The sequence below is a fragment of the Chryseobacterium indologenes genome (assembly GCF_018362995.1).
GTDB classification, from domain to species: domain Bacteria; phylum Bacteroidota; class Bacteroidia; order Flavobacteriales; family Weeksellaceae; genus Chryseobacterium; species Chryseobacterium indologenes_G.
Genome location: NZ_CP074372.1, coordinates 637,963 through 651,460, shown reverse-complemented (window position 1 = coordinate 651,460; position 13,498 = coordinate 637,963). Strand labels below are relative to the sequence as shown.

The following is a 13,498-nucleotide window of genomic DNA, read 5'->3' as shown; positions in this document are numbered from 1 at the left end:
GATATCATGATCAAAATCTTCTAATAATTTCAAAAGCCTATTATATTTTAATGAATTTTATAAAATTTGTTCCTGATGATTATGAGAATCAGACATTGGTAGTATAAATTCAATTTCATTGTTTTTATATTATTTACACTTATAAGGTTTGTAGACATTGCAGATGTTGTGTTGCTACTGACATTGCTTTGCTATTATAAAAACGAAAAAAACCTCCCGGGTTGGGAGGTTTTATTATTTTCACTTCAGAAAATTACAGTAACAATGTTAATGGACTTTCTAAATATGTTCTTAATGTTTGCAGGAATTGAGCACCTGTAGCTCCATCTACCACTCTGTGATCACATGCCAATGAAAGTTTCATTGTGTTTCCAACTACGATCTGACCATCTTTAACGATAGGCTTCTCGATGATTGCTCCTACTGAAAGGATAGCAGAGTTTGGCTGGTTGATGATACTTGTAAATGTTTCGATTCCGAACATTCCCAAGTTAGAAATAGAGAATGTAGATCCTTCCATTTCGTTAGCCTTAAGACCTTTGCTCTTAGCTCTTGAAGCCATATCTTTTACGGATGCAGAAATCTGAGTATACGTCATCTGATCTGTATTTTTCAATACAGGAACTACCAATCCGTCAGGAATAGCTACTGCTACACCAATATTGATATTTCCTCTGTGGATGATCTTATCACCTGCCCAGCTTGAATTTACCTGAGGGTGTTTTCTTAAAGCAATTGCAGTCGCTTTAATGATCATATCATTGAAAGATATCTTGGTATCAGGTAAAGAATTGATTTCTTTTCTTGCTTCAATTGCTTTATCCATATTGATCTCAACCATCAGATAGTAATGAGGAGCAGAGAATTTACTTTCAGAAAGACGTTTTGCAATAATATTTCTTACCTGAGAGTTTGGAGTCTCTGTATCTTCACCCTGTACGAAGCTTACTGCAACAGGAGCAGCACTTGCTGCCGGAGCTGAAGCAGCTGGTTTTGCAGCCGGCTGATAATTTTCGATATCTTTTTTAACGATTCTTCCGTTTTCACCAGATCCCTGAACACTGTGGATATCAACTCCTTTATCCTGAGCCATTTTCTTAGCCAGTGGAGAGATTGCCACTCTGTCAGAAGATGAAGCGTCTGCAGCAGGAGCCGCTTTTTCTTCTGTTTTAGCTTCTGCCTTTTGTTCAGCTGGTTTTTCAGTTGATGCAGCTGCAGCTTTTGGAGCTCCTACAGCGGAAACATCTGTTCCTGCAGGGCCAATGATTGCTAATATTGAATCAACCGGAGCAGCACCACCTTCTTCTACACCTTGCTTCAATAATACTCCATTGAATTCAGATTCAAAATCCTGTACCGCTTTATCTGTTTCGATCTCAGCAAGAAGATCTCCTTCTTTTACTGTATCGCCTACATTTTTGTGCCATTTAGCTACTTTACCTTCTGTCATTGTATCAGAAAGTCTTGGCATTGTAATAACTTCCACTCCAGCCGGAACTTCTGCTGCAGCAGGTGCAGCAGTTTCTGCTTTAGGCTGTTCTTCTGATTTTTTTTCTTCAGTTCCTGCAGCGGGAGCAGCCTCTCCACCTGTCAATCCTGAAATATCTTCTCCTTCATTCCCGATAATAGCCAAAACAGAGTCTACAGCAGCAGCACCTCCTTCTTCTACGCCTACGTATAAAAGGGTACCTTCTATTTCAGATTCGAAATCCTGAACGGCTTTGTCAGTTTCAATTTCCGCTAAAATATCTCCTTCTTTTACTTTATCTCCTACTTTTTTATGCCATTTTGCCACTTTACCTTCCGTCATAGTGTCGGATAGGCGGGGCATCGTAATTACTTCTGCCATAATTTTCTAATATGATAATTTGTTAATGTGATGATGAGAGAATTAAAAAATCTAATTCATTTTCAAATTCTCAAATTATCTAATTATTAATTTTCTAATTTGTCTAGGAATGGATAGTTTTCCTGAGCATATACATACTCATAGATTTTTTCAGCTTCTGGATATGGAGAATTTTCCATAAATTCAATACACTCCTCAACGAAGTCTCTTGATTTATTATCCATTGCCTCCAATTCTGCTTCCGTAGCCCATCCATTTTCTAAAATTCTGTGTTTTACAAGCTCGATTGGATCGTCGTTTTTATGAATAGCCACTTCTTCTTTAGATCTGTATGGCTCAGCATCAGACATAGAGTGTCCTCTGTAACGGTATGTTCTTGCTTCAATGAATGTGGGTCCGTCCCCTCTTCTTGCTCTTTCAATAGCCTCGTAAGCAGCTTCAGCCACTTTTACAGGATCCATTGCATCTACAGCAAGACAAGGCATTTCGTATCCTAATCCTAATTTATAGATATCTTCGTGGTTGGCAGTTCTTTTTACAGAAGTTCCCATCGCATATTGGTTGTTTTCTACCACAAATACTACAGGAAGTTTCCAGTTCATTGCCATGTTGAATGTCTCATGTAAAGATCCTTGTCTCGCAGCTCCATCTCCAAAGAAACAGATGTTCACTGCTTTTCTGTCGAAATATTTATCTGCAAAAGCAATACCTGCTCCCAAAGGAATTTGTCCTCCAACGATACCATGTCCTCCGTAAAAACGGTGTTCTTTACTGAAAATGTGCATAGATCCACCCATACCTCCGGATGTTCCTGTAGCTTTACCGCAAAGTTCAGCCATGATTCTTTTAGGATCTACTCCCATCGCCATTGGATGGATGTGGCATCTGTAAGCAGTAATCATACTATCCTTTGTCAAATCCATTGCGTGCGTGAATCCTGCAGGGATAGCTTCCTGACCGTTATACAAATGTAAAAATCCTCTGATCTTTTGTTTTAGGTAAAGAGAACGGCATTTGTCTTCAAACCTTCTCCACATTGTCATATCTTCATACCACTTCAGGTATACCTCTTTAGAAAATTCTTTCATGTGTTAGCTCTTGCTTTTTTATGATGAAATAGTTGAGCAAAATTATGAAAAAAACTTTGTTTTTATTCTATACATAGATAACTTTTCGTTTTTTCTGTAAAATCTATTTGCAGGCCGAATGGATTATTCTTAATTTTCGACCCTTTGAAAGACTCATAAAGTAATATTTCATCTCATACTTTCTTCCCCTGACACATCAGGAATATGCCTATTCATATGGCTTTTCTGAAATAATCCGTAATTCAGAGGTATCAGAATTCTGTACTTTTTGAAATCCTATTTCTTTCCTCTTTAATTATTGTTAATATGTCTTTTGGTTATTTTAAGAGCTGTTTTTTATTGAAACAAATTTAAAAACTTAAAATTATAACCTTAATTCTACTCACTGAATTAAAAAAACAAAAGATAACGCATCATCAAAATTGTCAAACATATTTTATAATGAATCCTTTATCTTACCTCATTCCCGTCCTTTGTTTTTTAAGGTGATAATGGTATATTTGGTTTTTAAACTTGATTATGGAAGAAAAGCAGTCTTCATTATTACACAAAATTTCAAAAGTTATCTCCGATTTTTTCAATCCGCTGGTCTCTCTGATCATTTTCTTCATCTATATGAGCATCAGGGAATATGCCCTTAAAGATTCTATGATGTACTTCATTCCCATATTAGCAATGATTATCATTCCGGTTGTCATTTGGCTGGTGTGGAATGTGAAAACAGGAAGATATACTAATATGGATGTTTCTAACCGGGTTCAAAGAAAAACACTGTACATATTTATTGCAGCGTGTGTGATTGCTTATCTTGTTTTCCATTACATCAGAAACGGATCGGTTGATCTTGTCATGCTGTTTATTTTAATCCTTCTTTTTGCCTTACAAATCAGCAATCTTTTTATCAAAAGCTCGATGCATACCGCATTCAATATATTTGTAGCAGCGTTATTTTTTAGCCTCGACTGGAAGATGGGTCTGTTATGGCTGGGAATTGCCGCTTTGGTCGGGATTACCCGCATTATTTTAAAAAGACACACCGTAAAAGAAGTATTTATGGGAGCTGGAATAGCTTTTATGGTATCTTTTATCTATCTTTATTGCAATATTCAATTTCAACATTAGAATACTCTATGAAAATAAATCATCTTACTGCCGCAGAAGAAAACTTTATGAAGCTGTTTTGGAAAATGGAATCTTTCTATCTGAAGGACGTTATGGAGCAGCATCCGGAACCTAAACCACACCAGAATACGGTTTCCACTTATTTGAAAATATTGGTTGAGAAAGGCTATCTATCCACCGTAAAAGAAGGAAGAATTTTCAAATACACCGTACTTGTTCCTTTGGAAGGATATAAAAAATTCTTATTAAAAGAACTTTCGTATAACTTCTTTAATAACTCAGGGAAGGAAATTCTGGAACTTTTATTAAGCGAAAAATTAATTTCCCAGGAAGATATGAAAGGTCATTTTGATCTGAAAATCGAAATAAAACCAGCAAAAGTTGAAGAACCAAAGTTTGAAATTGCTGAAGAAATCTTAAGTCCTAAAAAAGAGAAGAAGACCAAAGGAAAAGAAAAAGAAAAAGAGAAGGACAAAAAGAAAAAGAAGAAAAAAGATTAATCTTACTATCAAAAACACCAAATCATGAAAACAAAATTCCAGGAAACATTAAGCCGGGCTAATGAAGTCATTTTCCGTTATCCGATGGTTCTGGCAGTGGCTTTGTTGGCCGCAATCGGTGCCATCTGCATTGCTGAAACAGAGTTTGAAGAAGTTACAGCGTATATTAAATTCACGATTTGTTCCTGCCTCGGAATTTCACTGATGTTTGCCCTGAAAATGGCATCACAGAGAGTAGGAAAAGAATTGCTATTACAATTATGTGGTGTTGCTTTTCTCATTGGGTTCTATTTCATCCTGCCTGATAAAAAGAATAATTTTACCGAGGTCTATGCTTATATCATTGCAGTTACGGCTCTTCTCTCCCACTTATTGGTTTCGTTTGTTCCGTTTCTTGAAAAAGACAAAGAACTCAGATTCTGGCAATACAACAAAAATCTTTTTATCAATTTCTTTCTTACTCTTGTATTTACAGGGGTTTTGACCGGCGGAGTTGAATTGGCCATTTTAGCTATTGATAAACTTTTTGATTTTCATTTTCATCACAGGATTTATACAGATACGTTTTTTGTTCTGGCTATTTTCGGAAGCAGTTTTATTTTCCTTTTATTTAATGACAAGGGGTTAAATAATCTTGAAAAAGATGGGACATATCCTGTTGTTTTAAAGTTTTTCACTCAGTTTATCTTAATCCCGCTGTTACTTATTTATCTAGCAATTCTTTATTTCTATTCTTTTAAGATCCTGATCAATTGGGAGCTTCCAAGAGGTTGGGTTTCTTATCTTGTTTTAGCTTACAGCATTGTTGGGATTCTGGCATTACTTCTGGTGTATCCGTTAAAAGAAGAAAATGCAAAATCTTGGGTCAAGATATTTTCAAAGGCATTTTATTACACCATTGTTCCTTTAATTATCCTGCTTTTCACGGCAATTTTCACTAGAATCCTGGAGTATGGCTATACGGAACCAAGGTATTTTGTTTTCCTTCTTGCTCTTTGGCTGCTCAGCATTGTTGTTTACTTCATTTTCAGCAGAAAGGCAACGATAAAGTTTATTCCTGTCAGTTTATTTTTATTTGGAACTTTTGCTTTAATCTTCCCTTACTTTAATGCTTTCAGTGTTGCCAAGAGAAGCCAGAAGGCAGAACTGATGAATATTTTAAATCAAAATCAATTAATCAGTGCCGGTAAAATTAATTTCAATAAAAAAGTGACAGATACAGTCCGTAATGAAATTGCCGATAAATTTCAATTTCTGGCGGAGAGAAAACAAGGTGAGTTTTTATCAAACCTACTAAATCAAAAAGATCAGACTGAATTATCTGACAACATTGAAAAGGGTACATTTTATAGCATTAATTATACTATTCAAAATAAATTTTCGGATGTAAATATCACCGTTAAAAATAAGCCTTATGAACTGAACAGAATTGTTCTTGTTCCTGAAAAACAAATTATAGACATCCACAACTATCAATATTTACTTTCTTTTCACCGTTACAGCAGAGACCCTCAGAAACTGAATGAAGATCAGTTTGAACTTACCGACCAGCTGACTGATAGATCCTCATTGAGACTGAAGTTAAATTCTAAAGAAGAAGTAGATTTCGGGCCGCAGATCATTCAGTTATTTGAAAAAAACAAAAATAAAAACGGCACCGTAAAAGTTCCTGATATAGCAATGGAATCTGATTTAGGAAAATACCATGTCAAGCTTATTTTCAGTGAAATTACAAAAGAAAAATATTCCGATAATGAAATTGCCAGCATTTATTATGAGAATGTATATATCCTGATAAGATTAAAATAAAGATCAAAAAAAAGACTGTCCTTACGGCAGTCTTTTTTCATTGTATATAAAACGGTTTATCTATTGGTTCCGGAGCTCCATAGTGGAGAATTTCTTCCGTAGATCACAAGGTTCCCGTCATTTTGTACTGTAAGTTTTGTAGCACCTCTGTTCTCTGTATTTGAACTCCAAACAGCTCTGTTATAAGAATCATATACTACCAGGTTTCCGTCACCTTGAAATTCAGCTTTGCTTCCTCTATTATCAGTTGCTGTAGCCCAGATAGCATTCCCGTTTCTATTAGCCAAAACAAGATTACCATCATCCTGAAATACCAGATAATAGCGTCCGTCTGAAGAATACAGTTTTGCATCCTTACGGAATCTGTATCCTGTTGACATATAATCTTTGTTGCCGTAACGGTCACGATTACCCCAGCCATTATTGTTTCTGATACCGCCTTTAGATGCCCATAAAGGGTTAGATCCATTATAAATAACAAGATTACCATCATCCTGAACGGATAACTTGTCAGCTCCTTTACCATCAGTATTTGAACTGAAAGCAACTCCGTTTCCACGTGAATATACTACCAGATTACCATCTTCCTGAAAAATTGCTCTTACGCCTCTGTTTGTAGTTTTCGATTCCCATGCAGGAGAACCGGATCTGTTATAAAAAACGAGGTTTCCATCATTCTGGAAGATCAGATAATACTCATTATTATCTGCCCAGTATTTTTTGTCCTGTCTTAGGGTCTGCCCTGCATAAATACTTTGTGCATTGATCAGCAACCCGCCAAACACCATCATTAATGTTAATAAATGTTTTTTCATTATAATTACTTTTTGATTGATTGATAATTTTCTAAAATTATGCCAAAACACTTCAATATTTCAATACAAAACTCTAATCAAATGATTTACTGGAAATTAAATTGCATAAAAAAAGCGGCTTAAAAGCCGCTTCATATTTTTACCAACGATTTCCGCCGCCTCCGCCACGGTTGTTGTTACCACCACCATAGCCTCCGCCACGGTTGTTGTTACCACCACCATAACCTCCGCCACGGTTGTTGTCGAAGCTTCTTCTTGGTTTTTCTTCTCTAGGCTTAGCCTCAGATACGTTTAGAGCTTTTCCGTTGAATTCTTTTTGATTAAGAGCTTCAATAGCCTGCTGTCCTTCTTCATCACCCATCTCTACGAAACCGAAACCTCTAGAACGACCAGTTTCTCTGTCTGTAACGATTTTAGCTGATGATACATCACCAAATTCTGCGAATAGATCGTGCAACTCATACTCTTTAGTTGCGTAATTGATGTTTGAAACAAAAATGTTCATTTTGAATAAATTAAAAAATTAATAAAAATTTGGTATATAAAAGAAAAACAACATAAATTAATGAACAAATATTGATTCCAAATATAAACGTATGCAAGATACAATTAAAAATTTCAAATCAAAGCTTTTTTTTAATATTTCTCACATTATGTTGAATCTCTAAAACCAAAAACAGTCTAAATATAATAAAATACATTGATTTACAACCAGTTATACATACAAATTCATTATTATAAAATTAGTTAATTTTTTTTAAATAAAAAAGACATTTAACATCTATAACTTTGATAATCCATAAGATAGTATTCTATTTATAGAACTTTCTGCTATCTGAATTTAATAAACACCAACTAAAGTCAGAAAATGAAACAGCATACTACTAATTACACCAACACTCTTATTGAAGCAGCCGAAGATTGCCCTGTTTCCCAGGCTCAGATTCCTGCTGAGAAAAAAGAAAAAACAATTGCCCGTCTTCAATACGAAATACTGATAAAAAATCCTTATCAATATTCATCAGATGATATTATTTTTGAGTGTTATGCCATTAAAAATGATATTTCAGAACACGAAAAACAGAAAGAAAGAGAAAAATTCTTTTCCAAAGGCCAGCCATGTCTCCGCTGCTCTCCCCTGGCGAAGAAATATGGATTTGGGTTTCATCATAACCCAGAAGGAAAAGTAGCTATGATTCCTGTAGAAAGCAAAGAATATCAAACGTTATTGAATGACTCTTCTGTTACAAAAACAAAAGCGATGCGCTCCAAAAGAAAATGATTGAGAAAATGAATCAGTATTTTCAGATCAATAAATACTATTCTTTTGAATACATCAGCTTTTAACACTAAATTTGTACTGCAAATTATTAAAGATATGAACTACCATACAAGAAAATGGGTAAAGCCCGAAGACTTAAATCCTAATCACTCACTTTTCGGAGGAAGACTCCTTCAATGGATCGATGAAGAAGCGGCATTGTATGCTATTATCCAACTGGAAAATACAAAAGTGGTCACCAAATTTATTTCAGAAATTAATTTCGTAAGTTCCGCCAAGCAGGGTGACATTATAGAAATAGGGATTGAGGCAACTCATTTCGGATCTTCTTCTGTTACTTTAAGATGTGATGTAAGAAATAAAATGACCCATCAAACTATTATTACGGTAGAAAAAATCGTAATGGTAAACCTGGATGCAGAAGGCAACCCTTCTCCTCATGGCAAAACCCAGATTGAATTCGTAAAAGACAGGCTAAACAACAGTCTATGAAAATTTTCATAAAAAACATGGTCTGCAACAGGTGCATTGCGGCAGTAGAAAACATCTTTAATAATACAGGTGTAAAAACAAGTGCCGTCATATTAGGTGAAGCAGAAACTGAAACTGAAGTTTCTCCTGAGAAGCTGCAGGCCATCGAAAAAGAGCTGCTTGCTACAGGTTTTGAAAGAATCATGGATTCCGCACATCAGGTTGTTGAAAAAATCAAAAACCTGATCATTATAAAGATCAGCGACCTTGATATTGCTGAAGACTTTCTGCTTTCAGAATTTTTAAGTTCAAAACTTCATAAGGATTACAGTTCACTTTCAAAGACATTTTCACAAAACGAAAATATCACCTTAGAACAGTTCTTTATTCTTCAGAAAATTGAAAAAGTAAAAGAACTTCTTCTCTATAATGAATTCAATCTTACCGAAATTGCCGGAAAGCTTGGCTATAAAAGTGTTCAGCATCTTTCTTCCCAATTCAGAAATACAACCGGATTTACCCCTACTGAATTCAAAAAACTTAAAGAACACAACCGCAAAGCGCTTGATAATCTATAAAGTAAGAATGTTTGTAAGTGAAGGTGTTAAATATTCCTATCTTTCTTACAAATCCTCATACTCTCACACCCTCAAACTCTCAAACACTAAACTCTCAAACACTAAACTCTCATCCCCAACCTCGCCTAATTTTATAACTATTATCCTTAAATTTATAACAACCTTAAACTTCCATTTTGGAAATTTGTAATATAAATTTAAGAATCATGGAACAACAGTATAAAATACTCGGAATGACCTGTTCCGGCTGCCAGAAAAAGATTTCAAATCAACTGAACAGTGTTGAGGGTGTTCAGGCCGATGTCAATCTGGAAAACAATACCGCAACAATTACTTCCGATCATGGAGTACAACTTTCAGTTTTAAATGATGCTTTGGCAGAAATAGGAAAATACAGACTTGAAGACCCGAATAACCCTGAGAAAGCCTTTGTAAAACCTCAGGACCGTGTATCTCCTTCTTCAGTATACTATTGTCCAATGGAATGTGAAGGGGATAAAGTATATTTCAAACAAGGTGAGAGATGCCCTGTCTGCAAAATGTATCTGGTACCTATTGAAGAAAAGTTAGCCAAAGACCCCAATCATAAGCCCACCTTTTCAGCCACCAACCTTCCCGAAAACTTTAAAGACAGTATTGGAAAACACTATTGTCCAATGTTTTGCGAAGGCGATAAAGTGTATAATGAAAAAGGAGATTGTCCTGTCTGTCATATGCATTTAGAGCCAATCACTGAAGAGCTTGTTCAAAAAGGAAGTTCACACCAGCATCATTCTCATTCCCACGCTCATCATCATAATCATGATCATCACAGCCATACCCACGAAGCTCCTAAAGTAACTGATGAAATGGCAGGCAGATATTACTGTCCGATGTATTGTGAAGGAGATAAAACCTATGATTCCAACGTAGGATGTCCTGTCTGCGGTATGGATCTGGTGAAGTATCCGGAAAAGAAAACCGCAAAATACACATGTCCTATGCATCCGGAAATCATCCGTGACGAACCTGGAGACTGCCCGATCTGTGGAATGGATCTCGTAAGAATGCCGGACAGCGGTGAGGATGAAGAGGATGAGACATACAATATATTAAAGAAGAAATTCATTACTTCACTAGCATTTACCATTCCCGTTTTCATTCTGTCAATGGGTGGCATGTTTATCAATTTTCCTTTTTCTCACCAGATTCAAGGGTTTATTGAACTTGCTTTAACTCTTCCGGTGATGTTTTATTCCGGATGGTTCCTGTTGAAAAGAGGATGGGTTTCTTTCAAAACCTGGAATCTCAACATGTTCAGCCTTATAGCACTGGGTGTGGCTGCCGCCTTTATTTTCAGTATTGTAGCTCTAGTATTTCCGGACATTATTCCGCATGAAATTCGTGGACACAATCATGAAATCCCGTTATATTTTGAAGCTGTCTGTGTGATTTTAACCCTTGTTATTTTAGGCCAGTTAATGGAAGCTGCGGCTCATAAAAAAACAGGTAATGCCATCAAGGAATTAATGAACCTTTCACCGGACGAAGCCAATCTTATGGTAAACGGTGAAGAAAAGAAAGTACTGCTTTCTCAGGTAAAAATTGGAGATTTATTAAAGGTAAAACCGGGAGAAAAAATTCCTGTAGACGGAAAGATTACCGAGGGGAATTCTATCGTAGACGAAAGTATGATCACAGGTGAACCTGTTCCTGTTGAAAAGAATGTAGATGATAAAGTGTCTTCGGGAACGATAAATGGTAATCAGGTATTTATAATGAAGGCTGAAAAAGTAGGTGACGAAACCTTGCTATCACAAATCATTAAGATGGTTAATGAAGCCAGCCGAAGCAAAGCGCCAATCCAGAAGCTTACTGACAAGGTTTCAAAAGTTTTTGTTCCTGTAGTTATTCTTATTGCTGTGCTTACTTTTATCCTGTGGCAGTTTTTCGGCCCGGAAGGAAAAAGAACTTTATTTGCTTTCGTGAATGCTGTTGCTGTTTTGATTGTTGCATGTCCATGTGCCCTGGGACTGGCAACTCCTATGTCCTTAATGGTAGGAATCGGGAAAGGTGCCAAAAACGGAATCCTGATCAAAAATGCTGAAGCTCTTGAACAAATGAATAAAGTAAATGTTCTGATCACGGATAAAACAGGAACTTTAACGGAAGGAAAACCTTCTGTAGAATATATTGAAACCGTAACCGGAGATCAGCATCAGATTTTAAAACTGGCCTTTTCTTTGAATCAAAACTCGGAACACCCACTTTCCAATGCTGTCATAAAAAGAGCAAAAGAAGAAAGTATAACTTCTGAAAAAGTAGATCAGTTTGAAAACATTTCAGGAAAAGGAGTAAAGGGAAATATCAATGGCAAAACAGCTTATTTAGGAAACGAAAGTCTGTTGACTTCACATCAGATCACCATTCCGGAAAGTTTAAAGCAAAAAGCTGTGGAAGTACAGTCAAAAGCACATACGATTTCTTATATAGCACAGGATCAGCAGGTGCTCGGCTTTATAAGTTTTACAGATAAGATAAAGGAAAGCTCTAAAAAAGCAGTTAAGCAGCTGATAAGTGAAGGAATTGATGTGATTATGATGACCGGAGATAATGAGCATACAGCCAAAGCCGTAGCTGATGAGTTAGGAATCAAACATTTCAAAGCCAACTGTCTTCCTGAAGATAAACTGAACGAGGTAAAAAGACTGCAGCAGCAAGGCAAGATCGTTGCTATGACCGGAGACGGAATCAATGACTCCCCTGCCCTTGCCCAATCTGATGTTGGAATTGCCATGGGAACAGGAACAGATGTTGCGATTGAAAGTGCTGAGATTACCTTATTAAAAGGAGATATTCTGGGAGTTGCAAAAGCGAAATTATTAAGTGAAAAGCTTCTCAAAAACATCAAAGAAAACCTGTTCTTCGCGTTCATCTATAATGTACTGGGAGTTCCCGTTGCGGCAGGATTATTGTATCCATTCTTTGGAATTCTGCTATCACCGATGATTGCAGCGGCAGCAATGAGCTTCAGTTCCCTGTCTGTGATTCTGAATTCATTGAGACTAAACTCCGTGGATCTGGATATAAAATAATATTATGGCAAAAGAAAATCTTTACATAGGGTGTTCGGGATTTTATAATAACGACTGGAAAGGGTCTTTATATCCTAAAGATGCCCCAAGTAAAGATTTTCTTTCTTTATACTCAAAAACATTCAACTCGGTAGAAATTAATTCTACTTTTTATAGAAAACCGACTTCTAAGACATTGTTGAAATGGTATGATGAAACACCGGATGATTTTAAATTTTTCATTAAAATTCCAAAAACTATTACCCATATCAACCGTCTTGAAAATTCAAAAGAAGAAATTGCAGCATTCTGTGATCACATTCAAAGTAATCTGAAAGATAAACTTGCAGGATTTCTCTATCAGTTTCCTCCTTCTTTTAAAAATACAGCAGAAAATACAGAACGGATCATCAACTGTATCGACCATACATTTCTGAACGTTATTGAATTCCGAGACATCTCATGGTGGCAAAAAGACATATTTGATCTTTTACAACAACATAATATCGTCTTCTCTGGTGTCAGTTTTCCAGGCAATCTTCCCGAAGATTTTATTATTAATCATCCTGAGATCCTCTATTACAGACTTCACGGAAAACCCGTTCTTTATAAATCTGAATACAGTGAATCCTTTTTGGATAAACTTGCAGGGAAAATCAGAAGTTCTCAGCAAACCGCTTTTATATTTTTTAATAATACCTGGGGCACATCAGCTATTACAAATTCTTTGTATTTAAAAAGCATCTTAGAATAAAACCAATGTATTATTCTGGTTTTGTTAAAATTAAATAATTCCCCATTACATGAAGAATATTGAAACCTTAATAAAAATAGAGAAAAGCTATTGGTTTCGTATTTGTAAATGTTAAAATTTAAAGAAAACCAAATCATAACTTCACAATTCATCGAACAAAGGAAATATCTCTTAAAA

The 13,498-nt window shown here is 35.9% G+C and carries 12 protein-coding genes; 8 read left to right on the top strand and 4 right to left on the bottom strand.

The window, feature by feature from the left end; translation table 11 throughout:
* Positions 1–253: 253 nt before the first annotated feature.
* Together DYR29_RS02695 and pdhA are read right to left on the bottom strand one after the other, a co-directional pair.
* Positions 254–1,849 carry a dihydrolipoamide acetyltransferase family protein gene (locus DYR29_RS02695; RefSeq protein WP_213279183.1) on the bottom strand — a complete coding sequence of 532 codons (1,596 nt, stop codon included), beginning with the start codon at positions 1,847–1,849 and terminating at the stop codon, positions 254–256.
* An 86-nt stretch (positions 1,850–1,935) separates the two neighbouring features.
* Positions 1,936–2,937 carry a pyruvate dehydrogenase (acetyl-transferring) E1 component subunit alpha gene (pdhA, locus tag DYR29_RS02690; protein ID WP_047422734.1) on the bottom strand — a complete coding sequence of 334 codons (1,002 nt, stop codon included), beginning with the start codon at positions 2,935–2,937 and terminating at the stop codon, positions 1,936–1,938.
* 519 nt (positions 2,938–3,456) lie between these two features.
* On the opposite strand from pdhA, the gene DYR29_RS02685 reads away from it, so the two are divergent.
* Genes DYR29_RS02685 through DYR29_RS02675 form a run of 3 tightly spaced genes read left to right on the top strand, consistent with a single transcriptional unit; the run spans position 3,457 to position 6,368 of the window.
* On the top strand, positions 3,457–4,059 hold the full coding sequence (locus tag DYR29_RS02685; RefSeq protein ID WP_047422733.1) for a phosphatase PAP2 family protein: 603 nt from the start codon (positions 3,457–3,459) through the stop codon (positions 4,057–4,059).
* A gap of 8 nt (positions 4,060–4,067) precedes the next feature.
* Complete coding sequence (locus DYR29_RS02680) at positions 4,068–4,559, top strand: BlaI/MecI/CopY family transcriptional regulator (protein ID WP_213279182.1); 492 nt, start codon at positions 4,068–4,070, stop codon at positions 4,557–4,559.
* Between the two features lie 24 nt (positions 4,560–4,583).
* Complete coding sequence (locus tag DYR29_RS02675; RefSeq protein WP_213279181.1) at positions 4,584–6,368, top strand: DUF4153 domain-containing protein; 1,785 nt, start codon at positions 4,584–4,586, stop codon at positions 6,366–6,368.
* Between the two features lie 56 nt (positions 6,369–6,424).
* Here the strand turns inward: DYR29_RS02675 and DYR29_RS02670 are convergent, their stop codons facing one another.
* Together DYR29_RS02670 and DYR29_RS02665 are read right to left on the bottom strand one after the other, a co-directional pair.
* Positions 6,425–7,183, bottom strand: a complete 759-nt coding sequence (locus tag DYR29_RS02670; RefSeq protein WP_213279180.1) for a hypothetical protein — start codon at positions 7,181–7,183, stop codon at positions 6,425–6,427.
* Positions 7,184–7,322: 139 nt separating this feature from the next.
* Positions 7,323–7,688 (bottom strand): RNA recognition motif domain-containing protein, encoded by a 366-nt coding sequence (locus DYR29_RS02665; RefSeq protein ID WP_047384580.1) that lies wholly within the window; start codon positions 7,686–7,688, stop codon positions 7,323–7,325.
* A gap of 363 nt (positions 7,689–8,051) precedes the next feature.
* Between DYR29_RS02665 and DYR29_RS02660 the strand changes: the two genes are divergently transcribed.
* From DYR29_RS02660 to DYR29_RS02640, 5 genes are all read left to right on the top strand, one after another.
* Positions 8,052–8,465: a DUF6157 family protein gene (locus tag DYR29_RS02660; RefSeq protein ID WP_213279179.1), complete on the top strand. Its 414-nt coding sequence runs from the start codon at positions 8,052–8,054 to the stop codon at positions 8,463–8,465.
* Between the two features lie 96 nt (positions 8,466–8,561).
* Positions 8,562–8,957 carry an acyl-CoA thioesterase gene (locus DYR29_RS02655; protein ID WP_047384576.1) on the top strand — a complete coding sequence of 132 codons (396 nt, stop codon included), beginning with the start codon at positions 8,562–8,564 and terminating at the stop codon, positions 8,955–8,957.
* Positions 8,954–9,514: a helix-turn-helix domain-containing protein gene (locus DYR29_RS02650; protein ID WP_213279178.1), complete on the top strand. Its 561-nt coding sequence runs from the start codon at positions 8,954–8,956 to the stop codon at positions 9,512–9,514. Before DYR29_RS02655 ends, DYR29_RS02650 begins: the two co-directional genes overlap by 4 nt.
* A 206-nt stretch (positions 9,515–9,720) precedes the next feature.
* Positions 9,721–12,588 (top strand): heavy metal translocating P-type ATPase, encoded by a 2,868-nt coding sequence (locus DYR29_RS02645; RefSeq protein WP_213279177.1) that lies wholly within the window; start codon positions 9,721–9,723, stop codon positions 12,586–12,588.
* A 4-nt stretch (positions 12,589–12,592) separates the two neighbouring features.
* A complete protein-coding gene (locus DYR29_RS02640) occupies positions 12,593–13,321 on the top strand; it encodes a DUF72 domain-containing protein (RefSeq protein ID WP_213279176.1) in 729 nt (242 codons plus the stop codon).
* The last annotated feature ends 177 nt before the right edge of the window (positions 13,322–13,498 follow it).